The 20,912-nt window shown below is 65.9% G+C and carries 23 protein-coding genes; 16 read left to right on the forward strand and 7 right to left on the reverse strand.

The features are described 5' to 3' along the window. Positions 1–5: 5 nt before the first annotated feature. Positions 6–1,319, reverse strand: coding sequence for an aspartate aminotransferase family protein (locus tag QGG75_08375; GenBank protein ID MDP6067252.1), 1,314 nt, complete (start codon positions 1,317–1,319; stop codon positions 6–8). Between the two features lie 110 nt (positions 1,320–1,429). After that, on the reverse strand, positions 1,430–2,266 hold the full coding sequence (locus tag QGG75_08380; GenBank protein MDP6067253.1) for a type IV pili methyl-accepting chemotaxis transducer N-terminal domain-containing protein: 837 nt from the start codon (positions 2,264–2,266) through the stop codon (positions 1,430–1,432). A 308-nt stretch (positions 2,267–2,574) separates the two neighbouring features. On the opposite strand from QGG75_08380, the gene QGG75_08385 reads away from it, so the two are divergent. The 3 genes from QGG75_08385 (at position 2,575) to purB (ending at position 6,036) form a co-directional block, all read left to right on the forward strand. Continuing rightward, positions 2,575–3,468 carry an OmpA family protein gene (locus QGG75_08385; GenBank protein ID MDP6067254.1) on the forward strand — a complete coding sequence of 298 codons (894 nt, stop codon included), beginning with the start codon at positions 2,575–2,577 and terminating at the stop codon, positions 3,466–3,468. 94 nt (positions 3,469–3,562) lie between these two features. Then, entirely contained in the window at positions 3,563–4,741 is a 1,179-nt protein-coding gene (locus QGG75_08390) for a M20 aminoacylase family protein (GenBank protein ID MDP6067255.1), read from the forward strand. After that, positions 4,738–6,036, forward strand: a complete 1,299-nt coding sequence (gene purB, locus QGG75_08395) for an adenylosuccinate lyase (protein ID MDP6067256.1) — start codon at positions 4,738–4,740, stop codon at positions 6,034–6,036. Before QGG75_08390 ends, purB begins: the two co-directional genes overlap by 4 nt. Here purB and QGG75_08400 read toward each other — a convergent pair. Continuing rightward, the gene (locus QGG75_08400) at positions 6,033–6,362 is read right to left on the reverse strand and encodes a DUF1476 domain-containing protein (protein MDP6067257.1); all 330 of its coding nucleotides are present in this window, start codon (positions 6,360–6,362) and stop codon (positions 6,033–6,035) included. The genes purB and QGG75_08400 overlap by 4 nt on opposite strands. Before the next feature lie 225 nt (positions 6,363–6,587). On the opposite strand from QGG75_08400, the gene QGG75_08405 reads away from it, so the two are divergent. The 12 genes from QGG75_08405 (at position 6,588) to QGG75_08460 (ending at position 14,558) form a co-directional block, all read left to right on the forward strand. Then, positions 6,588–7,352, forward strand: coding sequence for a phosphoribosylaminoimidazolesuccinocarboxamide synthase (locus QGG75_08405; GenBank protein ID MDP6067258.1), 765 nt, complete (start codon positions 6,588–6,590; stop codon positions 7,350–7,352). 12 nt (positions 7,353–7,364) lie between these two features. Further along, a complete protein-coding gene (gene purS, locus QGG75_08410; GenBank protein ID MDP6067259.1) occupies positions 7,365–7,634 on the forward strand; it encodes a phosphoribosylformylglycinamidine synthase subunit PurS in 270 nt (89 codons plus the stop codon). Next, positions 7,631–8,320: a phosphoribosylformylglycinamidine synthase subunit PurQ gene (gene purQ / locus QGG75_08415; GenBank protein ID MDP6067260.1), complete on the forward strand. Its 690-nt coding sequence runs from the start codon at positions 7,631–7,633 to the stop codon at positions 8,318–8,320. Before purS ends, purQ begins: the two co-directional genes overlap by 4 nt. Further along, complete coding sequence (purL, locus tag QGG75_08420) at positions 8,317–10,536, forward strand: phosphoribosylformylglycinamidine synthase subunit PurL (protein ID MDP6067261.1); 2,220 nt, start codon at positions 8,317–8,319, stop codon at positions 10,534–10,536. The genes purQ and purL overlap by 4 nt, the downstream gene beginning before the upstream one ends. 18 nt (positions 10,537–10,554) lie before the next feature. Continuing rightward, on the forward strand, positions 10,555–10,788 hold the full coding sequence (locus QGG75_08425; protein ID MDP6067262.1) for a BolA family transcriptional regulator: 234 nt from the start codon (positions 10,555–10,557) through the stop codon (positions 10,786–10,788). A 23-nt stretch (positions 10,789–10,811) separates the two neighbouring features. Continuing rightward, positions 10,812–11,150, forward strand: a complete 339-nt coding sequence (gene grxD / locus QGG75_08430; protein ID MDP6067263.1) for a Grx4 family monothiol glutaredoxin — start codon at positions 10,812–10,814, stop codon at positions 11,148–11,150. 16 nt (positions 11,151–11,166) lie between these two features. Further along, entirely contained in the window at positions 11,167–11,487 is a 321-nt protein-coding gene (locus QGG75_08435) for a DOPA 4,5-dioxygenase family protein (GenBank protein MDP6067264.1), read from the forward strand. A gap of 47 nt (positions 11,488–11,534) precedes the next feature. Continuing rightward, positions 11,535–12,596, forward strand: a complete 1,062-nt coding sequence (locus QGG75_08440) for an alpha/beta hydrolase (protein MDP6067265.1) — start codon at positions 11,535–11,537, stop codon at positions 12,594–12,596. A 93-nt stretch (positions 12,597–12,689) separates the two neighbouring features. Further along, a complete protein-coding gene (locus tag QGG75_08445) occupies positions 12,690–12,926 on the forward strand; it encodes a hypothetical protein (protein MDP6067266.1) in 237 nt (78 codons plus the stop codon). Further along, complete coding sequence (locus QGG75_08450) at positions 12,907–13,341, forward strand: putative toxin-antitoxin system toxin component, PIN family (protein ID MDP6067267.1); 435 nt, start codon at positions 12,907–12,909, stop codon at positions 13,339–13,341. The genes QGG75_08445 and QGG75_08450 overlap by 20 nt, the downstream gene beginning before the upstream one ends. A gap of 111 nt (positions 13,342–13,452) precedes the next feature. Continuing rightward, a complete protein-coding gene (locus tag QGG75_08455) occupies positions 13,453–14,241 on the forward strand; it encodes a hypothetical protein (protein MDP6067268.1) in 789 nt (262 codons plus the stop codon). A 14-nt stretch (positions 14,242–14,255) separates the two neighbouring features. After that, the gene (locus QGG75_08460) at positions 14,256–14,558 is read left to right on the forward strand and encodes a HigA family addiction module antitoxin (GenBank protein ID MDP6067269.1); all 303 of its coding nucleotides are present in this window, start codon (positions 14,256–14,258) and stop codon (positions 14,556–14,558) included. Here QGG75_08460 and QGG75_08465 read toward each other — a convergent pair. The 3 genes from QGG75_08465 to QGG75_08475 form a co-directional block, all read right to left on the reverse strand. Then, positions 14,555–15,067 carry a methylated-DNA--[protein]-cysteine S-methyltransferase gene (locus QGG75_08465; protein MDP6067270.1) on the reverse strand — a complete coding sequence of 171 codons (513 nt, stop codon included), beginning with the start codon at positions 15,065–15,067 and terminating at the stop codon, positions 14,555–14,557. The two genes, QGG75_08460 and QGG75_08465, sit on opposite strands and share 4 nt — an antisense overlap. Beyond that, a complete protein-coding gene (locus QGG75_08470) occupies positions 15,064–16,527 on the reverse strand; it encodes an Ada metal-binding domain-containing protein (GenBank protein MDP6067271.1) in 1,464 nt (487 codons plus the stop codon). Before QGG75_08470 ends, QGG75_08465 begins: the two co-directional genes overlap by 4 nt. Positions 16,528–16,623: 96 nt before the next feature. Continuing rightward, positions 16,624–18,990 (reverse strand): transketolase, encoded by a 2,367-nt coding sequence (locus QGG75_08475; GenBank protein MDP6067272.1) that lies wholly within the window; start codon positions 18,988–18,990, stop codon positions 16,624–16,626. A gap of 101 nt (positions 18,991–19,091) precedes the next feature. On the opposite strand from QGG75_08475, the gene QGG75_08480 reads away from it, so the two are divergent. Next, a complete protein-coding gene (locus QGG75_08480) occupies positions 19,092–20,222 on the forward strand; it encodes an acyl-CoA dehydrogenase family protein (protein MDP6067273.1) in 1,131 nt (376 codons plus the stop codon). 189 nt (positions 20,223–20,411) lie between these two features. Here the strand turns inward: QGG75_08480 and QGG75_08485 are convergent, their stop codons facing one another. Next, positions 20,412–20,735 carry an antibiotic biosynthesis monooxygenase gene (locus QGG75_08485; GenBank protein ID MDP6067274.1) on the reverse strand — a complete coding sequence of 108 codons (324 nt, stop codon included), beginning with the start codon at positions 20,733–20,735 and terminating at the stop codon, positions 20,412–20,414. Positions 20,736–20,912 lie beyond the last annotated feature (177 nt).

The raw sequence follows: 20,912 nt of genomic DNA on the forward strand, positions 1-20,912 counted from the left end.
ATCCATCAAAGCTCGGCGAGGACGCCGCGCACGATGGAGCAAATCTCCTCGATGTGCGATTCCTCGGCGATCAGCGGCGGCGACAACAGGCAACTATCGCCTGTCATCTTGACGTGCAGGCCGGCCGCAAAGAGGCGCTTGAGGACTTCCAGGCCGCGCAGCCCCGGCATGGCGGCCGGGGCCAGATCGAAGGCCGCCAGCATGCCATAGCCCCGGATGTCGGTGATGATGGAGATGTCCTGAAGAGCGAACACGGCGTCGAGGAAAGCCGGCGAGAGCTTGGCGGCGCGCTCGAAGAGCCCTTCTTTCTCGTAGATCTCCATGGTGGCGATGCCGGCCGCACAGGCCGCCGGATGGCCGGAATAGGTGTAGCCGTGGAAAAGTTCGACGGCGTTCTCGGGGGCGGCATCGACGATGGTGTCGTAAATCCCCTCCTTGACCGCCACGGCACCCATGGGCTGGCTGCCGTTGGTCAAGGCCTTGGCCATGGTGATGATGTCGGGGGTGACGCCGAAGCTGTCGGCGGCGAAGGCCTGGCCGGTGCGGCCAAAGCCGCAGATCACTTCGTCGAAGACCAAGAGGATGCCGTGCCGGTCGCAGATCTGGCGCAAGCGCTCGAGATAGCCCACGGGCGGCACCAGAACCCCGGTGGAGCCGGCGATGGGCTCGACGAAGCAGGCGGCGATGGTGTCGTGGCCCTGGAGCTCGACGAAACGCTGGAGATCGTCGGCCAGTTCGGCGCCGGCCGCCGGCTGGCCTTTGGTAAACCTGTTCTCCTCCAGCCAGGTGTGACGCATGTGGAAGACCCCGGGGAGGCCAAGCCCGAAGGCCTCACGGTTCTTGACCAGCCCGCCCAGCGCCGTGCCCCCGAGATTGACGCCGTGATAGGCCCGTTCGCGCGATACCAGGCGCTGACGCTGGCCCTCGCCGCGGGCCCGGTGGTAGGCCAGAGAGATCTTGATCGCCGTATCGATGGCCTCGGAGCCGGAATTGCCGAAAAAGATACGATTGAGCGATCCCGGCGTCAGAGCCGCCACCCGGCTGGCCAGTTCAAAGGATGCCGGGTGGCCGGTCTGGAAGTGGGGGCCGTAGTCCATTTCCTCGAGCTGTTTGGTCACGGCCTCGGTGATCTCCCGCCGGCCGTGCCCGGCGGCACAGCAAAACAGCCCGGCCACGCCGTCGATCAGCTTCTCGCCCTTGTGGTTCCAGTAATACATGCCCTCTCCCCGCACCAGGAGGCGGGGATCGGATTTGAAGTCGCGGTTGCCGGTGAAGGGCATCCAGTGGTGTTCGAGGGTGTTGACGGTGTATTGGGCCATGGTCGACGCCTCATCAAGGGAAGCGGCGGCGCTGCAAGCGCCTAACGTCGCTAAATTGGGCCGATTATATCGCCCGCACCCGGATGCGTCACGAGCCGGACGTCGGAGGGTTAGAGCGCCTCGTACATGTTTACCGCCTTGTTCATGGCGCGCAGCAGCGCAAGATTGCGGGAGGCCACTTCCTGCACCGTCCGCGAGCTTACGTTTTTGCCCTTGGACACCTCCGCCAACAACGGCACGAACGACAGCCAAAGCCGCTTCACGCGCTCGAGCTGGGCCGCGATCTTCTTGCTTGGCGGTGGCGGCAATCCCAACTGGGCATCGCCTGCCAGCAATCCGTCGAGCGACGTTTCGAAGAGAGCCGCGGACCTTTTCAGGCTTTTTCTGTTCTTGTCCATCTCGAAGCCGTAGGCGATGAGCAGAAATTCCTTGGACATCTTCTGCGTCAGCATGCGCTGGCGGCCGGAAACATTAATGGCTACGGCCAGCGCCGGATCCACGCCCTGCCGTTTGGCATTGCCCTGGTATGCACTGACGGTCTCGTCCAGGGCTGCCAGCAAAGGCAGGTTGAACCACGCCACGGCGACCAGTCGCTTGCCGCTGATGGCGCCCGACCGGATTGTTCTACTGATTGCCGCATCGAATTCGCGCCATAACCCATCCACCTTGCCCAGCAGTTTTAAGATGGCCGGCTTCTTGGTCGGCGGCAGACCCAATTCGAGATCGCCACGGCGCAGCCCCTTGAGGGTGCGGTCGAAAAGGTTGCGGGTCGCTCTCAGGCTTTTCAGGTTCCTCGCCTGATCGATCTCGAGGGCGATGAGCAGGAATTCCTTGCTCATCTTCTGGGTCAGCATGCGCTGCTTGCCCGCCAGGTTGATGACCCGGTTATGGTTGGCGCCGGCCGAGGCCGCGCCAGCAGAACCGCTCAACGAGGCAAATGCCAGCACGGCGGCTGCACAGGCCAATGGCCACCTGGCATTCGGGTTTGCAAACATCTAAGGGTCCTTCAGATCATCACTGGTGCTTCCAGGCACGGCTCTATGAAAGCACAATCAGGTTACTGATATATGTCTGGAATCTGCATCTAATCAAACGCCCTTGGCGGATATGACAGGGAACTCAAGCGGGTATTCGGGCCCCAGGGCCACACAATTACCTTGCCGGCGCCGCAAGATCGCCACGATTGGCCGCCAAATCGCCACCATCGGCCGTTACTCCTGTCTCCCGGAGACTTCAAGGACACGAGGAGACGGAGATGACCAATTTGCGGCCGATCGCCATCGCCTTGGCGGCACTTATTCTTGGCGCCTGCGCCCAGGAATTGACGGCCTTGCGGGAAACCGCGCCAACGGGCTCCGAATTCACGCGCCAATTGACGCGTGAGTACCTTTCCTTTGCCGAGTTCGAGGCCGAGCAAATGATCGACTGGCCCGACGCCCGGCACTTCGCCGCCAAGGGCCTGCAAACGGCGGCAGGAAGTCCCGTCGAGCCTGAGAACCCGGTTGATTGGAACCTGCCCGAACACCAGGTCAAAGGCCTGATCGAGGCCCACCAACGCCTGGTCGAGACCTTGCAAAAGGGCGCCCGGGATCGGCTGCCCAAGGTCGCCGCAATGGCCCAGGCGCGCTTTGACTGCTGGGTCGAGCAGCAGGAGGAAAACTGGCAGCGCCACCACATCGCGGCCTGCCGCCAGGGCTTCGACGCGGCCATGGAGCAGCTCGACAAACCCGCCCCGCGCACCATCCATTTCGCTTTCGACAGCGCCACCTTAGAGGCTGCCGATCTCGATCTGCTGGTTGCCCTGGCCGGCAACACCAGGAAACTCCAAGGGGCTATCGAGGTTGCCGGGCATGCCGATCGGGCCGGCAGCGAGGCCCACAACATGGGGCTCTCGAAACGCCGGGCCGCCGCCGTCGGCGCGGTATTGCATGGCCTCGGCATCCCCCGCCAGCGCCTGGCGCTCAGCGCCCACGGCGAGGGCCGGCCCCGCATCGCCACGCCCGACGGCACCCGGGAGCGGCGCAACCGGCGGGTCGAAATCACCGTCCTGCCGAAGCCCCGCCAGCCGGGCGCCACGGCAAACCTGACGCCGGGCTCCGCCGGGGGCACTTTTGCCCCCGTCGGCCAGCTCCTGGCGGCGGCGAACTGAAGCCGCCGCCAGAAGCGCCGATTGACGGCTGTGATCCCAGAAGTTAGGAATTCGGGACGGGCAATCGGCCCGTCCCAACAGCCGAGGTTACATCATGTCCGAGGCCGCCCAGAGCAACGAAACCGTCGAAGCGTTGCGCGACGAATTGGTCGAATGGCGTCAGGATTTCCACCGCCATCCCGAACTCGCCTTCGAAGAGGTCAGGACTTCCAAGATCGTCGCCGAAAAGCTCGAGAGCTTCGGCCTCGAGGTCGAGCGCGGCCTGGCCGGCACCGGCGTCGTCGGCACCCTGCGGCTGGGCTCGTCGCCGCGCACCATCGGCTTGCGCGCCGATATGGATGCGCTGCCGATCGTTGAGGCCAACGATTTCGGCCATCGCTCCGTCAACGAGGGCAAGATGCACGCCTGCGGCCACGACGGCCACACCGCCATGTTGCTCGGTGCCGCCAAATACCTGGCGCGAAGCCAAAGGTTCGACGGCACCATCCAATTCTTCTTCCAGCCGGCCGAGGAAAACGAGGGCGGTGCCCGGGTGATGATCGAAGAGGGGCTGTTTGAGCGCTTCCCGGTAGACGAGGTCTACGGCCTGCATAACATGCCCAAGCTGCCAGTGGGCTCGTTCGCCGTGCGCCAGGGCCCCATCATGGCCGCCTTCGACACCTTCGAGGCTGTCATCACCGGCCGCGGCACCCACGCCGCCATGCCCCACACCGGCATCGATCCGGTTCCCATCGCCGCCCAGGCCGTGCAGGCCTTCCAGACCGTCGTCTCGCGCAACGTCGATCCCCTGGAAGGAGCCGTCATCTCGGTCACCCAGATGACGGCCGGCGAGACCTTCAACGTGATTCCCGACAGCGTCACACTGCGCGGCTGTACCCGCAGCCTGGAGCCCGCTGTCCAGGATCTGATCGAGGCCGCCATGGAACGCGTGCTGGCGGGCATCTCGGCCGCCCACGACGCCAGCCACGAATTGGTCTATAAGCGCGGCTATCCGGCAACCATCAACAGCCACCAGGAAACCGCCCACGCCATCGCCGCCGCCCGGGCCGTGGCCGGGGACGACAACGTCGTGGTCGACACGCCGCCGCTGATGGGATCGGAAGATTTCGCCTTCATGTTGCAAAAGCGGCCGGGCTGTTATCTTTTCATCGGCAACGGCGACGGCGAGGGCAGCTGCATGGTTCACAACGCCGGCTACGACTTCAACGACGAGATCCTGACGCAGGGCGTGCGCTACTGGGTGGAATTGGCCGAGGAGCGCCTGGCGCCATGATCCCGCGCTACAGCAGGCCCGAGATGGTCGCCATTTGGGAGCCCGAAAGCCGCTTTCAAATCTGGCTCGATATCGAGACCTTTGCCTGCGAGGCCCAGGCCGAATTGGGCGTCATCCCGGCCCAGGCCGCCGAGGCCGTGCGCCAAAAAGGCGCCTTCGAAATCGCCCGCATCGACGAGATCGAACGTGAAACCAAGCACGATGTCATCGCCTTTTTGACCAATCTGGCCGAGCATGTGGGCGAGCCCGCCCGCTTCGTCCACCAGGGCATGACCTCGTCCGACGTCCTGGACACCTGCCTGGCTGTGCAGCTCACGCGCGCCTCGGACATCCTGCTGGCCAACCTCGACGAGTTGCTATTGGTCCTGAAACGGCGCGCCATCGAGCACAAGGACACGGTTTGCATAGGCCGCAGCCACGGCATCCACGCCGAACCCACCACCTTCGGCCTCAAGCTGGCCCAGGCCTATGCCGAATTCGAACGCAACCGCCAGCGCCTGGTGACGGCCCGGGCCGAGATCTCCACCTGTGCCATTTCCGGCGCCGTCGGCAGCTTCGCCAACATCGATCCCCGGGTCGAGGAATACGTCGCATCCAAGCTCGGCCTGGCGCCCGAGCCAATCTCGACCCAGGTCATTCCTCGCGACCGCCACGCCGCCTTTTTCGCCGCGCTGGGCGTCATCGCCTCGTCGATCGAGCGCCTGGCCACCGAGATCCGCCACCTGCAGCGTAGCGAGGTGCGCGAGGCGGAGGAGTTCTTTTCCCAGGGCCAGAAGGGCTCTTCGGCCATGCCCCACAAGCGCAACCCGATCCTCACCGAGAACCTCACCGGACTGGCCCGCGTGGTGCGGGCCGCCGTGGTGCCGGCGCTGGAGAACGTGGCGCTTTGGCACGAACGCGACATCTCGCATTCCTCGGTGGAACGCATGTTCGGGCCCGATGCCACGGTGACGCTGGACTTCGCCCTGGCGCGCCTCAGCGGCGTCATCGACAAGCTGCTGGTCTACCCCGAAGCCATGCAGCAAAACCTCGAGAGCCTGCACGGCTTGATCCATTCCCAGCGCGTCCTGCTGGCCTTGACCCAGGCCGGCACGAGCCGCGAAGAGGCCTACCTCATCGTCCAGGAAAACGCCCTGCGGGTGTGGCAGGAAGGGGCCGATTTCCAGACCCTGCTGGAGGCCGACGAGCGCGTCGGCAAATCCCTTCCGGCGGCCGATTTGGCGGCGCTTTTCGACCTCGGCTATCATACCGCCCAGGTCGACACCATTTTCCGGCGGGTCTTCGGGGAGTTTTAGCCCGCGCTCTCGTTATCGATCTGCTCGCGGGCCTCGTCGAGCAGACCCTCCATCTGGTTGCGCAAACGGTGTTCCGAGACATCGGCGTCGGCAGCGCTGAGATCGGCCGAAACCTTTTCGAAAACGTCCTCGTCGCCGGGCCGGTCGAAGTCGGACTTGACCACCTCGAGGGCGTAGGCCTTGGCATCGTCGCCGGCCAGGCCGAGAAATTCCGCCGCCCACAAGCCCAACAGCTTGTTGCGCCGGGCATTGGCCTTGAATTCGAATTCCTGATCACGGGCAAACTTCGCCTCGTGGGCCTTCTTGCGTTTGTCAAAGCTGGTCATGCCGCCCGAATCCCCTGAAATAATGGCGGCCCCAGGCATAGCCCCTCGAGGGGCCGGAATCAACCGTCCATCGGCAGCCCAGGCTGTGCCCCGGCGGCGGCTGCAAATCGTTGTAAGGCGAGAGCAATTCGGTTATGGTCCGCTCGTCAATTCGCGGGCCGCCGAGGGCGCCCGCCGCCCCGGGCTCGCCCCAGGCGCTCCCTCAAGACAATCCGGACAAATTTCATGTCGCGCCGCAGACAGATCTATGAAGGCAAGGCCAAGGTGCTGTTCGAAGGGCCCGAGCCCGGCACCTTGGTGCAGTATTTCAAGGACGACGCCAGCGCCTTCAACAACCAGAAACGCGGCACCATCACCGGCAAGGGCGTGCTCAACAACCGCATCTCGGAATACCTGATGATGCGCATCGCTGAGATCGGCATCCCGACCCATTTCGTGCGCCGCCTCAATATGCGCGAGCAGCTCGTCAAGGAGGTCGAGATCATCCCCATCGAGGTGATCGTGCGCAACGTCGCCGCCGGTGCCTTTTCCGAGCGCCTGGGCATCGCCGAGGGCACGGTTCTGCCGCGCTCGATCGTCGAGTTCTGCCTCAAGTCGGACGAGCTCGGCGATCCCCTGATCACCGAGGAGCACATCACCGCCTTCGGCTGGGCGGCACCCCACGAGATCGATGAAATGATGTCCATGAGCCTGCGCATCAACGACTTTCTCTCCGGCGTCTTTCTCGGCATCGGCATCAAGCTGGTCGACTTCAAGCTCGAGTTCGGCCGCTATTTCGACAACGAAGAGCAGCGCACCATCCTGGCCGACGAAATCAGCCCCGATAATTGCCGGCTGTGGGACCTGCAAACCAACGAGAAGATGGACAAGGACCGCTTCCGCCGCGATCTTGGCGGCGCCGCCGAAGCCTACCAGGAAGTGGCCCGCCGGCTCGGTATCATGCCCGAGTCCGGGCCCCGCGACTTCCAGGGCCCGACGGTGATGCAATAGCGGTTTTCTGCGGTGTTGGCTCGGGTTCACGTGACGCTGAAGAAGGGGGTCCTTGACCCCCAGGGCAAGGCCATCGCCCGGGCCCTGGAGGCCCTTGGCTTCAGTGGCGTGGAGGGCGTCCGCCAGGGCAAGTACATCGAACTGGACCTAACCGACACGGATGCCGGCGAGGCCCGTCAACGGGTCGAGGAGATGTGCGGCAAATTGCTCGCCAACACCGTCATCGAGGACTATTCCATCGAGGTCGAGGCTGGGGCCGGGGGGACCGCCCGGCGGCCATGAAGTCCGTCGTCATCATCTTTCCCGGCAGCAATCGCGACAGCGACGTTTGCTACGCCCTGGCGCAGGTCAGTGGCCGGCCACCGGCGACGGTTTGGCATCGCGACACCGAGCTTCCGGATTGCGATCTGATCGTGCTGCCCGGCGGCTTCTCCTACGGCGACTATCTGCGTTCCGGCGCCATGGCCGCAGGCTCACCCATCATGCGCCAGGTGGTGGCTCGGGCCACAACCGGCGTGGCCGTGCTGGGCATCTGCAACGGTTTTCAGACCCTCACCGAAGCGGGCCTCCTGCCCGGCGCCCTGATGCCCAACCGCGACCTCAAGTTCATCTGCCGCAACGTCCACCTACAGGCCGGGGCCGGCCGCGGCCCCTTCGCTGGTGGTTATGCCGAAGGCCAGGTGATCTCGATCCCAGTAGCCCACCACGACGGCAATTATTTCGCCGACCCAGAGACGCTCGACGAGTTGGAGGGCGAGGGCCGCGTTGCCTTCCGCTACTGCGATGCCGAGGGCGGCGTGGCCGCGAGCAGCAATCCCAACGGCTCGGCCCGCTCCATCGCCGGCATCTTCAACACTGCTGGCAACGTGCTGGGCCTGATGCCGCACCCGGAGAACCACATCGAAGAGGCTCAGGGCTCGAGCGACGGCCGGGCGCTGTTCGAGAATCTGGCCCGGAGCCTGGCGTGAGTGCGGCCGAAAATTCTGGGGAAGACACCGTCATCACGCCCGAGCTGGTGTCCGAGCACGGGCTTTCGCCCGAGGAGCACCGGCGCATGGTGGAGATCCTGGGCCGCGCCCCCAACCTCACCGAGCTCGGCGTCTTTTCCGTGATGTGGAGCGAGCACTGCTCCTACAAGTCCTCCAAGAAGTGGCTCCGCCTCTTGCCCAGCGAGGCCCCCTGGGTGATCTGCGGCCCCGGCGAAAACGCCGGCGTGGTCGACATCGGCGACGGCCAGGCGGTGATCTTCAAGATGGAAAGCCACAACCATCCCTCCTTCATCGAGCCCTACCAGGGCGCCGCCACCGGCGTCGGCGGCATCCTGCGTGACGTCTTCACCATGGGGGCGAGGCCCATCGCCAACCTCAACGCGCTGCGTTTCGGCAGCCCCCAGGACGCCAAGACCCGACACCTGGTGGACGGCGTGGTGGCCGGCATCGGCGGTTACGGCAACTGCGTCGGCATCCCCACGGTGGCCGGTGAATGCACCTTCCATCCCAGTTTCAATGGCAACATCCTGGTCAATGCCATGACCGTGGGCCTGGCAGAGCAGGACCGTATTTTCTATTCGACCGCCGGCGGGGTGGGCAATCCGCTGATCTACGTGGGCTCCAAGACCGGCCGCGACGGCATCCACGGCGCCACCATGGCCTCGGCCGAGTTCGACGACGACAGCGAGGCCAAGCGCCCCACCGTCCAGGTCGGCGACCCCTTCACCGAAAAGCTGTTGATCGAGGCCTGCCTCGAGCTGATGGCCACCGACACCATCGTCGCCATCCAGGACATGGGAGCGGCCGGCCTGACCTCGTCGTCCTTCGAGATGGCCGGCAAGGGCGGCGTCGGGGTCGAACTCGACCTGGACCGGGTGCCGCAGCGCGAAAACGCCATGACGCCCTATGAAATACTGCTCTCGGAAAGCCAGGAACGCATGCTCATGGTGCTGCGCCAGGGCTGCGAGGACGAGGCCGCCCGCATCTTCGAGAAATGGGAACTCGATTTCGCCGTGGTCGGCCGGATCACCGATACCGGCCGCATGGTGGTGAGCATGGCCGGCAAGGTCGTCGCCGACCTGCCCATCGCGCCGCTGGCCAATGCCTCGCCGGAATACGACCGGCCCTTCGTCGAAGCTCCGGCACCGGAAGCAACGCCCGAGGTCGAGCATGGCGACCCCATGGCGGCGCTCGCCACCCTGCTGGGCTCGCCCGACCTGGCCGAAAAAAGCTGGATATGGGAGCAGTACGACCACCTGGTGCGGGGCGACACGGTGCAGCGCCCGGGCGGCAATGCCGGTGTCATCAGGATAGGCCACCGCGGCAAGGCCATCGCCGTGACCAGCGATTGCACGCCGCGTTACTGCGCCGCCGAGCCGCTGCAGGGCGGCCGCCAGGCCGTGGCCGAGGCCTGGCGCAACCTCACCGCCGTCGGCGCCCGGCCGCTGGCGCTAACCGACTGTCTCAACTTCGGCAGCCCCGAACGGCCGGAGATCATGGGCCAGTTCGTGGGCTGCATCCGGGGCATGGCCGAGGCCTGCCGAGAACTCGAATTCCCCGTGGTTTCGGGCAACGTCTCCTTCTACAACGAAACCCAGGGCTCGGCCGTGCAGCCGGCGCCGACCATCGGCGGCGTCGGCCTGATCGAGGACGTGGCAAACGTCACCGATCTCGCGCTTGGCGAGGCCGACGACGTGGTCTTGCTGATCGGCGAGAACCGGGGCCATCTCGGACAATCGCTTTATCTGCGCGAGGTCTGTGGAAGGGAAGCCGGCCCGGCACCGCCCGTCGACCTGGCCTGCGAGCGCCGCCACGGCGACTTCGTGCGCCAGGTCATCGCTGACGGCCTGGTCGATGCCTGCCACGACATCTCGGACGGCGGCCTGCTGGTGGCGCTGGCCGAAATGGCGCTGGCCGGCGACCTGGGCGTCGAGATCGAGATCGCCGAGGGTGCGCTTGAACTGCCGGCCGTGCTGTTCGGCGAGGATCAGGGGCGCTATCTGTTGGCGCTGCCGGAAACCTCGGCGGCGGCCGTGCTGGAAAGCGCCGCGGCGGCCCATATCCCGGCCCAGCGGCTGGGCCGTACGGGTGGAAAGGGTTTGACAGTCAACCGGGTTCATACCATATCGATAGCGGATTTACGCCGCGCGCATGCCGGCTGGCTGCCCGCTTACATGGCCTCGCCGACAACCTAGCGCTGGAAGGAAAACACCATGGCGATGGAATCTGCCGACATCGAGCGGCTCATCAAGGAGAGCATTCCCGGGGCCCAAGTGACCATCGAGGACTTGCGCGGCGACGGCGACCATTACGCCGCCCTGGTGGTGGCGCAGGAATTCGTGGGCAAATCCCGGGTACAACAGCACCAAATGGTCTACAAGGCCTTGAAAGGACGCATGGGCGACACACTTCATGCTCTGGCACTGCAGACGGCGGTCCCGGAATAGCAAACATATAGAGGATAGATGGCATGAGCGACAATCCGGTCTCCGAGCGCATCCAGCAGGAAATCGACGACAACTCGGTGGTGCTTTTCATGAAGGGCACGCCGGTCTTTCCCCAGTGCGGCTTCTCCGCCGCCGTGGTCCAGGTGCTGACCAATCTGGGTGTCAAGTTCAAGGGCATCGACGTGCTCATGGACCCGGCGTTGCGTGAAGGCATCAAGGAGTTTTCCGACTGGCCGACCATTCCCCAGCTTTATCTCAAGGGCGAATTCGTGGGCGGCTGCGACATCATCCGCGAGATGTACGAAAACGGCGAGCTCTCGGCCCTGGTGGCGGAAAAAGGCGTCGAAGTCGAAGCCGCCTGAGCCGGTCACCGGCACCATCCGCGACTATCACGTCCACGTCTATTTCGGAGCGGCCAGCCGCGATCCTGCGCGCAGCTTGCGCGCAGAGGTCGAGCGGCATTTCGACGTGGTCATGGGGCGCTGGCACGAGCAACTTGTCGGGCCCCATCCGCGCTGGATGTATCTCTTCGTTTTCCAGCCCGATCTCTTTGCCGAGATCGTGCCCTGGCTGATGCGGAACCGCCAGGGGCTGGTGCTGCTGCTTCACCCCAGCACCGGCAACCACATCGCCGACCACACGGATTATGCCGTCTGGATGGGCGAGGTGCTTGAACTGGACCTTAGCGTCCTGCCCTGAAAGCGCTATACACTGGGCGCCGTCCGCCAGCCCCGGAGGAACGCCCCATGACCGGCCCCGGCCCGGCCCCCAGCTTCAATCCCGAGATCATGGCCATGTTGGCCCGCGGCCCCGGCCTCTTTGCCGGCCTCAGCCACATCGGCCGGCGCATCACCATCGACGGCAACACGCTGGACAGCCGAGCCCAGACCATCAGCGCCCTGGCCGGCTCCAACGTGCCCTCCGACGACCCGCTGGAGGCGCGGGTGCAACTGGCCAACGCCCTGGCGCCCTTCCGCGGTGGACCCACGCCGATCTATGCCAGCCAGGACCGGACCATAGCGGGACCGGGCGGCGACGTTCCCATACGCATCTATCAGCCCGGTGCCGGCGGCGCGCCGCGGCCGGTCCTGCTCTGGTTCCACGGCGGCGGTTTTGCGTTGGGCAGCGTCGACAGCCACGACGAGCCATGCCGCCGCATGGCCCGGGCGGCCGATGCCGTGGTGATCTCGGTCGATTACCGCCTGGCGCCCGAGGACAAGTTCCCGGCCGGCCTCGACGATTGCCGCGCCGCTTTCGCCTGGGCCGCCAACAACGCCGCCGAGATCGGCGGCGATGCGGCGCGGCTGGCGGTGGGCGGTGATTCGGCGGGCGGCAACTTCGCCGCCGCGCTGGCACTGGCGTGTCGCGATGATGGCGGCCCGCAGCCCGGTTTCCAGCTTCTGGTCTACCCGGTGGTTGATGCCGCCATGACGCAAAAGTCCTACGAGCTTTTCGCCGAGGGTTTTTTCCTCACCCGTGAGCGCATGGCATGGTTCTTTGACAAGTATTTGGCATCGCCCGAGCAAGCCGCCGACCCCCTGGTCTCGCCACTCCGGGCCGAGGATCTTTCGGGCCTGCCGCCGGCCCACATCATAACGGCCGGCTTCGATCCCCTGCGCGACGAGGGCCGGGCTTATGCGGCCCGCCTGGAAGAGGCAGGCGTGGCGGTCGAACTGGCCGAATACCCCACCATGATCCACGCCTTCTTCTCCATGGCCGGCGTCTTCGGCGAGGCCGCCGTGGCCACCGAACGCGCCGCCCGGAGCTTGCGCGCGGCTTTCGCGGACAAGCGCCAAACGGCGGCCTGAGGGGGGGGGGCGGAAAAAGACTTCAACGGCCTGTGCGTTTGGCATTTCCCTGTTTTGCGCCTATCATCAGGGAACGAACTCAGGAATTTGAAAATGGTTGCCAAACCCGCCCGCCCCGAAATCTACAAGGGGTGCGAACTTCCCCCCGACTTGGCGCGGAAGGCTGGTGTGCGCCCGGACGAAGAGGTGCGCCTTTTGATCCTCGAGTCACGAGATACGGCAGGGCGGAAGATTGCCGCCGTCATGGACGCGGCCAGCGCCGAAGCGGAAGCAGCGGGCCTCGACGACGAGAAACTCGGCGACTTGATGGATGCCAACCGAATTACGTAGCGTCCTCGATACCAATCTGATCGTTTCCGCGCTCCTCGTTTCCCGCACGCCGCCGCGCAAAGCCTTTGACCACGCTGCCGACAACGGCTTGATCCTCTCTTCCCCAGCAACCTACGGCGAATTAGAGGACGTTCTCGAGCGCCGCAAATTCGACCGTTATGTCGACCTATCCAGGCGCCGTGAATTCCTGCGATTGTTCGCCTCCGTCGTCCATTGGGTTCAGGTTTCATCGACGATTGACGCCAGCAGGGACCCGAAAGACAACATGTTCCTGGAACTCGCCGCTGACGGAAAAGCCGATTATTTGGTTACCGGAGATCACGATTTGCTGGCCTTGGCCGCGCCGGCCGCCACGACATGGGGTTTCCGCATCGTGACACCGGAAGAATTCCTCGCGGCCGAAGTCCGGACTTGATACTACCCGCAGAACGTTGAGATTGTCGCCAAACGCCCGGCCTTCACATTGATCCACCCTGTCAACCGACATCGATTGCCCCGTTCCGGCACCGATGTTAGTCGTATGGCCATGCGAGACACGTTTGACATCACCCAGGCGCTGATCGGCAAGGACGGCGAGGCGCGGTTCGAGGATCAAAGTCGGCCTTATGGGCGCGACTCGTCGCCCTTCAACATCACCGAGCGCCAGGCGGCCGCGGCGATCCGCTTCGGCTGGGCCCCGGCCGGATTCGCCTCGGCCCCCGAGGGCGAGGGCCCCGATCGCCTGATCGTGGTTCTGGAAGGCAGCCTCGACGTCACCCTGGCAGCGGGGGCCAGGCGCCAATTCGGCCTTGGCGAGCTACTGCTGATGACCGCCTCCGGCACCGCCGGCGCCGTGCGCCGGGCCGAAAGTCCGGTCCATTGGCCTGAATTCAGGCTCTCGGGCCCAGCCGCGCCGGACACCGGGGCGTTGCAGCCGGCGGCTGAAGCCACGGCGGATCGCCTAGACCAGGCCGCGGACGATCCAAACGGGGCCGCCTTCCTGCGCACCTGGACCGACGACGACCGTTCGCGCACGAAATCCGACCTGCTGCCCTATACCGAGACAGCCGGCGAACGCCTGACGGCCGAGATCCCGCTGGTCGGTTTGCAGTACGTGTTGGCACCGACCAGTTTGAACTACTACTGGCACCGCGCACCGCAGCGCCAGTTGGTACTCTTCATTACAGGCGGTGCCGAAATCGAGAACGGGTTGGGCGAGCGCCATCGTGTGCTGCCCGGAGGCATCTATCTGGGCGAGGACGAAACCGGCCCCGGCCACATCACCCGCGCCATCGAGGGCCAGGAACGGTTTTCCATCTTCGCGCACTTGCGTTGAGTCGGTCTCCAACCATGAGCAAATTGCCCCCCATTCATCCCGGCGAAATCCTGGGCGAAGAATTCCTCAAGCCCATGGGCATCAGCCAGTCGCGCCTGGCCCGGGACATCAACGTACCGCCCCGGCGCATCAACGAGATCCGCCTGGGCAAGCGGGGCATCACGGCCGACACGGCGCTGCGACTTGAACACTATTTCGGGGTCTCGGCGGAATTTTGGATGAACCTGCAGCAGCGCTACGATCTGGAATCCCTCGAGGATCGTATCGGCGACCAGCTCGAGCGGGAAATCCGCAGCCGCCCGCAATCCGCGGCTTAACCCAGCCCCGCCACCACAACGCCCTCGTGTTCGAGCAGCCAGCGTTTGCGCTCGATGCCGCCAGCGTAGCCGGTTAGCGAGCCGTCGGCGCCGATGACGCGGTGGCAAGGGACAGCGATGCCGACCGGGTTGAGGGCGTTGGCGCGGCCCACGGCGCGGGCCGCGCCGGGCCGGCCAAGGCCGGCCGCCAGTTCGCCGTAGGTCGTGGTTGCGCCGACCGGGATCGAGCGCAGGGCGGCCCAGACGGTCTCCTGAAAGGGCGTGCCGGCGAGACGAACCGGCAGTTCGGCAACGGCACCAAGGTCGCCAGCAAAATAACGCCGAACGGCGCTGGAAAACCCGCCGGGATCGGCCGCGGGCCGCAATTCAAAGGGCCCGAAACGGCGCGCCAACGATCCCTCGAGGCGCTGGCGGCAGTCGGCGAAGTCTAACGTCACTACCGCCGCACCGTCGCTGACCAGAAGCATGGTGCCCATCGGCGAGGTGATTTCGTCGACCAGCAATTTCATTCTTTCTCCCCCTTCCCAGCCGTCCACAACAGTAATGCCGCATAAGCCCGCCAGGGCCGCCAGGCCTGCGAAAGCTCCACCAGGCCCTTGGCATCAATCGGCCCGCCACGGGCAGCGGACGCCTTTCGCAAGCCCAGATCGCCGGCGGGAAAGGCGTCGGGGTCGCCGAGCGCCCGCATGGCGATGTAGTCCGCCGTCCAGGCGCCGATGCCGGGCAACGCCAGCAGGCGGGCCCGGGCCTCGTCCGGCGGCAGCGCCCCGTCGAAGCTCAGCTCGCCGCTGGCCACGGCGGCGGCCAGGGCCGAAATCGTGGCGGCCCGGGCCCGCGGCAGGCCGATGCCGGTGAGGTCGGCGTCGGCCAGCCGGGCGGCTTCGGGAAAGACGTGGCCAAGGCCGCCGCAAGCGGTCGGCCGGCCGTTGAGCGTCAGCGGCTCGCCCCACCTCGCCACCAGGCGGCCGGCCAGCGTCGTCGCCCCCTTGACCGTCACCTGCTGGCCCAGGATGGCGCGCACGCCGAGCTCGAAGCCGTCCCAGGCGCCAGGCAGGCGCAAGCCGGGAAGCCGCTCCACGTCGGCGCCGATCACCGGGTCTTGGCCAAGCTGGGCCGCCACTTCGGCGGGATCGAGGTCGAGATCGAAAAGGCGCCTCAGGCGCTGGGCGATACCGATGATCGGCATCGGACGGGCGAGCTTGATGCGGGCCACCAGCGCCCCGGGTGCCCCGGGCGCCACCTCGACCACACCGTGGCTGCCGGCGACGGCAATGCTGCGGCGGTAGCTCTCGGTCACCTCCTCGACGCCAGGGATGGCGCGGCGGCCGAGGAAATCGCGGATCGCCGGCCAGTGGTAGGGCTGGCGCAAGCCGAGCTGCAGGCGCAAGTCCGTGGCGCCTCCGGACCAGCCGCCCTGGCGGCGCAAGCTCCCGGGCGGCCGGCCGTAGGCGCCGCGCATGGCACCATTGAAGCGGCGCAGGCTGGCAAAGCCCGCCGCCAGCGCCACCTCGGTCATGGCCAGATCGCTCTCGTCCAAGAGTTTTTTGGCAAACAGCAGCCGCCGGTTCTGAGCCACGGCCAGCGGCGAGGCGCCGACGTGGCTGGCAAAGAGCCGGCGCAAATGGCGTTCGCCCACACCCAGGCGGCCGGCCAGTTGGGCTACCCCTGCCCCGTCCAGGGCGCCCTCGGCGATCAGCCTGAGCGCCCGTGCCACCGTCGTCGAGGTACCGGCCCAGGCCGGCGTGCCCGGCGCCGCCTCGGGACGGCAGCGCAGGCAGGGTCGAAATCCGGCCTCTTGCGCCGCCGCGGCCAGCGGGAAGAATTCGCAGTTCTCGAGCTTCGGCGTCCTAGCCGGGCAGATCGGACGGCAGTAGATGCCGGTGCTTCGTACGGCGGTAAAGAAGCGTCCGTCGAAGCGGCTGTCGCGGGTGAGTAGCGCCCGGTAGCAGATGTCGCGATCGAGATCCATGGCGCCATTATGGCGCCGGCAACCATCGCCGTCTGGCCATTTTCGGACTCGGCACCTCGGGTGCGCTTTAGGGTTGCTCCGCCTGAGCCCCGCGCCTCACCCCCTCGCCCGACGCAGCGCGGCGGCGGCGGCGGCGTCAACCACGGCGTCGGCGTCGATGCCGTATTCGCGGTAGAGGTCGACGATATCGCCGGACTGGCCGAAGCGCTCGACACCCAACGGCACCACGCGCTGGCCGGCCACCGAACCGAGCCAGTCGAGCGCCGCGGGATGGCCGTCGATCAGCGTCACCAGGCCGGCATCAGGGGCCAGTGGCGCCAGAAGCTGTTCGGCGTGGCTGGGGGCCCCAAGTTCAGCCCCGCGCCCGGCCGCCAGCCAGCCGGCGTGCAGGCGGTCGGCCGACGTCACCGCCAAGAGGCCGGCACCGGGGATGTCCTGGCAGACCTTGGCGTGGCCGGCCCTGGCCTCGGGCGCCACGGCGCCTGAGTAGACGACGGCCAGTTCCGCACCCGGCGCCGGTGGCACCAGCCAATAGCCGCCGGCCACGATCTGGGCGCCAAGCTCGGGCGTCATCTGGCGCTCGGGCTGCTCCAGGGTGCGGGTAGACAGGCGCAGGTAAACCGCGCCGCCATCGTCGGCCTGCATGTGCTCGAAGCCCCAACTCATGAGCAGCGCCAGCTCGTCGGCAAAGGCCGGTTCGAAGGCGCTGAGCCCGTCCTGGCCCAGGCCGATCAGCGGGGTGAGGAAGGACTGGTGGGCGCCGCCCTCAGGCGCCAGCGAGATGCCCGACGGCGTGCCGATCACCATGAATCTGGCGCCCTGGGAGCAGCCGTAATTGAGAGCATCCAGGCCGCGGCTGACGAAGGGATCGTAGAGCGTGCCGATGGGCAACAGCGGCGCCCCGAAGAGCTCGCCCGAGAGGCCGAGCGCGGTGAGCAGCAAGAAAAGATTGTTCTCGGCGATACCCAGCTCGATATGGCGGCCGCGCGGCGACAGCGTCCAGCGCTGGGCCGACGGCAGGTGTTCCTGGCGGAAGATGTCGGCCTTTTCGTGGCGGTGGAAGACCTCGCGCTGGTTGACCCAGCCGCCCAGGTTGGTCGAGACGGTAACGTCGGGTGAGGTGGTGACGATGCGCCGAGCGAGCTCGTCGTCGGCCTTGCCGAGCTCGCTCATGATGCGCCCGAAGGCTTCCTGGGTGGATTGGGCGCCGGGGGCGCCACCCTCGGGCGAAAGCGCCGCCGAGGTAACCAGCGGCGCCAAGCGCCCGTCCGGCCGGCGGCGCGCCATGGGTGCCGCTTCGATCAGTTCGGCCAGCGCCTCGGCCGTCAGCTCGAGGCCAGCCAGCGGCTGCCACTCGTCACCGTCGGGAATGCCCATGGCGGCCTTGAACTCGGCCATCTGGTCGGGCGTCATCATGCCGGCGTGGTTGTCCTTGTGGCCCGCAATCGGCAGGCCGTAGCCCTTGACGGTGTAGGCCACGAAGCAGTGCGGCCGGTCGCCCTCGGCCTCGCGGAAGGCATCGAGCACGGTCTCCATGTCATGGCCGGCGAGGTTGGTCATCAGGGTGTGCAAACTCTCGTCGTCGTGGCCGTCGAGGAGTTCCTTGAGGCCGGAGACACCGCGCAAGTCGTGTTTGAGGTGCTGGCGCCAGCCCTCGGCGCCCTTGAAGCAAAGCGCCGAATAGAGCTGGTTGGGGCAATCATCGATCCATTGCCTGAGCGCCCCGCCAGCCGGCCCCTCGAAGGCCTGGCGCAGTCGGTTGCCGTACTTCAGCGTCACCACTTGCCAATCGACCGTGGCGAAGAAGTCCTTGATCTTGGCGAACAGGTAATCGTTGACCACGCCGTCCAGGCTTTGGCGGTTGTAGTCGATGATCCACCAGAGGTCCCTGACGTCGTGCTTCCAGCCCTCCAGCAGCGCCTCGAAGACGTTGCCCTCGTCGAGTTCGGCATCGCCCATCAGCGCCACCAGCCGCCCCCGCGGCCGGTCGGCCGGCACCAGGCCGTGAAGATGCACGTAATCCTGCACCAGCGAGGCAAACAGCGTGGCGCCCACGCCCAGCCCGACCGAGCCCGTCGAGAGATCGACGCCGTCGCGGTCCTTGCTGCGCGAGGGATAGCTTTGGGCCCCGCCCAGGGCGCGAAAGGCCTTCAGCGCCTCCAGGTCCTGGTTGCCCATGAGGTACTGGATGGCGTGGAAGACCGGCGCCGCGTGGGGCTTGACGGCAACCCGGTCGGCGGCCTCGAGCTGGTGGAAGTAAAGCGCCGTCAGCAGTGTCGTGGCCGAGGCACACGAGGCCTGGTGGCCGCCCACCTTGAGGCCGTCGCGCGAGGGCCGCACATGGTTGGCATGGTGGATCATCCAACAGGCCAGCCACAGCACCTTCCGTTCGATCTGGCTCAGCCCGGCCACGAGCTCGGGCGCCAGGCGGTTGGAAATAGCGGCTGGTGACGTATCGTTCATCGCTGGCCCGAAGCTAGCACGTTTGGAATTACGACTCGAATTTCGACTCCGGCCCTATTCTACTACCTTGGCGCCTCCAACCCCCACCCGGGAGACCGAATATGACCATGAACTTCGCCCTCTCCGAGGAACAAATCCTCTACCGCGAACAGATGCGCCGCTTCGGCCGCGAGGTCATCGCGCCCAGGCGCGCCGAATGGGATGGCGGCGCGCTGCCGCGTCCAATCATCGAGGCGGCCGTGGCGGCCGGCTTGGTGAGCCGCGAGATGGACTTCATCAGCCGGGGAATCCTGGTCGAGGAAGCGGGGTACGCGGATTTCAACACGGCGCTGCCGCTGCTCATCGCCACTGAGCCTTATGAGCTCTACCGCCTGCCCGGCCTGCCCGACGAGATCGGCATCCCGGCCCGCCAGGCCGTGGCGGCGGGCCAGGCCATCATCGCCGTCGGTTTCACCGAGCCCGAAAGCGGCAGCGACATGGCCGCTTTCAAGGGCCGCGCCGTCCGGGAGGGCAACCAGTGGCGCCTGAACGCCGTCAAGAACTCGATCTCCTGGGTCGATGCCGATTATTTCATCATCACCTGTCGCTCCGAGGAAGGCAGCACGGGGGTCAGGGGTCTGAGCAATTTTTTCATTCCCAAAGAGACGCCGGGCGTGGGCCAGGCGCGCATCTGGGCCGACATCGGCAGCCGCGGCGCCAAGCGCGGAAGCGTGGCTTTCGACGACGTGCGCGTGCCGGCCGACCACCTGATCGGCAAAGAGGGCGAGGGCTATTTCATGGTGGCCGATTTCTTCGACACCAACCGGGCCTACATCGCGCTCAAGTGCCTGGGAGCGGCCCAAGCCTCGGTCGACGAAACTTGCGAATTCGTGCAGCAGCGCCGCTCCATGGGCCGCCCGATCTCGCAATACCAGGGCATCAGCTTTCCCCTGGCGGAGGCCGAAACCCAACTCGAGGCGGCCCGCCTGCTCTGCTACAAGACCTTGTGGATGCGCCAGACCGGCCAGCGCCACAGCCGCGAGGGCGCCATGTGCAAATGGTGGGTGCCGGAACTCACTTTCGAGATCGTGCGCAAGTGCCTGACCATCCACGGCCACTACGGCTACACCCAGGAGCTGCCCTTCGAACAGCGCCTGCGCGATATCCTGGGCTGGCAAATCGGCGACGGCACGGCGGAGATCTCCAAGCTGCTGATCGCCCGGGCGATGATGGGCAAGGAAGCGGTTGGGTGATAAGGGACATGATCCGAATTGCAGAGCAATTCGGTTCGTGTCCCATTTAGGCACGAGCGACCCGAAAACGCCTTCCCTAAACTGGGGTCGGAGTGGGTTTTACCAAACTGGGGTCGGAGTGGGTTTTACCCGTAAAACTGGGGTCGGAGTGGGGTGGGTTTACCCGTAAAACTGGGGTCGGAGTGGGTTTTACCCGTAGTTTCTCACTTCCTTGACCTCGAAGTGATCCGAGACCTGGTCCCAGCGCTTGAGAATAGCTTGCGCGGCGTCGGGCACATAGCAGCGCTGGTAGTCCTCGCCCTGAAAGTCGATGACGCTTTGCAGCGAATCGAAGGTCATGATGGTGACGAACTCGACCTCGTCGCCGAGGTCGCGGCGCAAAAGCTCGATACTGCGGTAGCCGGCGATACCCTTGGCCTCGATCCCGGGGAACACCTCGCCCAGCAACAGCCGCTCGTAATCGTCGGCCCGCTCGGGTGTTGTCCAGCCATGCCAGATGCGTTTGGTCGTCATCGAGGGTTCTCCTGTCACGCTACCGGCTTGGGTTTTAGCGCGTAAATAGGTCCCTGTCCCCAGTTTAAGCCTCTGCCGCACAACGATTTTTTTGGAAAAATGCGTTCCTGCCCCGCTTTTTCCCGCTTTTTCGCCACCTGAGAGCGACGCAGGCCATGACCAGGGTGAGAAATGAGG

The sequence above is a fragment of the Alphaproteobacteria bacterium genome, assembly GCA_030740435.1.
GTDB lineage: Bacteria > Pseudomonadota > Alphaproteobacteria > UBA2966 > UBA2966.